The organism is Spirosoma harenae, assembly GCF_054776975.1.
In genome coordinates this window covers 1-729 of record NZ_BAAHBD010000063.1, presented here as the reverse complement: position 1 = coordinate 729, position 729 = coordinate 1, and the positions used below count along the sequence as shown (strand labels likewise).

Genomic DNA, 729 nt, shown 5'->3' with positions numbered 1-729 from the left:
CTAATATTGATGCGTTTACTTATTTTTTCAAACCAACCTAATCTTCATGAAAGCATCGCTCTACAGGTTTCTGCAGACCGCTTTGTTGGGCTCCTGCCTGTGGCTCATCGGCCTCAGTGCCTCCGCCCAGGACCGGAGAATCACCGGTAAAATTACGGGCACCGATGGCGCCGTTCCTGGCGCCAACGTCGTTCTCAAAGGAACGCAAACCGGTACGGCCTCCGACGCCGATGGCAACTTCGCCCTCTCCATTCGGGGGGCCAACCCGACCCTGGTCATCTCCGCCATTGGCTTCAAAACCCAGGAAGTTGCCATCGGCAACCGAACCAGCCTGGACATTAAGCTCGAAGATGACGCCACCGCCCTGAGCGAGGTCGTCGTCACCGGTTACACCACGGAAAACCGCCGGGATGTTACCGGGGCGGTGGCCACGGTCAAACCGGCTCAACTGAAGGTGGTTCCATCGACAAACGTTGAGCAGCAATTGCAGGGACGCGTATCGGGGGTCACTGTGATCACCAACGGGCAGCCGGGCACTTCCAGCCAGATTCGGGTGCGGGGCTTCGGCTCATTCGGGGGCAACCAACCCCTTTATGTTATTGATGGAGTTCCTAGCCAAACAACCTCTTTCATCCCACCGGATGACATCGAAAGCACCACGGTGCTCAAAGATGCGGCTGCAGCTTCGATCTACGGAGCCCGGGCTGCTTCGGGCGTGATTGTCATCAC

At 57.6% G+C, this 729-nt stretch carries 1 protein-coding gene; it reads left to right on the top strand.

What is annotated here, in order from left to right; genetic code table 11:
- Positions 1-46: 46 nt before the first annotated feature.
- The coding region (locus ACYVE4_RS34085) for a TonB-dependent receptor plug domain-containing protein (protein ID WP_461044901.1) at positions 47-729 on the top strand (683 nt) is incomplete at its 3' end.